The sequence below is a fragment of the Cohnella sp. GbtcB17 genome (assembly GCF_019091135.1).
Lineage (GTDB): Bacteria > Bacillota > Bacilli > Paenibacillales > Paenibacillaceae > Cohnella.
The window spans coordinates 1-237 of sequence record NZ_JAGXJW010000469.1 but is presented as its reverse complement, the minus strand read 5'-3'; the positions used below and the strand labels follow the sequence as shown (position 1 = coordinate 237).

Sequence of the window (237 nt, the reverse complement as noted above, 5' to 3'; positions counted from 1 at the left end):
CCGATCGACCGTCCCCGCGAGCTGTTAGCGACCACCAGTCTGAGCGTCGGCGAGATTGCCCGGCATGTCGGGTTTGCAGACGTCTACCATTTCAGCAAGGTTTACAAGAAATATGCCGGTGTGTCTCCTACGTCCTATTATATGAAAAACCAGTAAGCTCAGCGTTCTGAGCTTACTGGTTCTTAATGATCACACCTTGTACGCCATCAGCGCCTTGAACACTTCCTTGACCGACGG

At 52.3% G+C, this 237-nt stretch carries 1 protein-coding gene; it reads left to right on the top strand.

Annotated elements, in window-relative coordinates; genetic code table 11:
• Positions 1–3 precede the first annotated feature (3 nt).
• A complete protein-coding gene (locus KVT38_RS34185; protein WP_368859203.1) occupies positions 4–156 on the top strand; it encodes an AraC family transcriptional regulator in 153 nt (50 codons plus the stop codon).
• Positions 157–237: the final 81 nt, after the last annotated feature.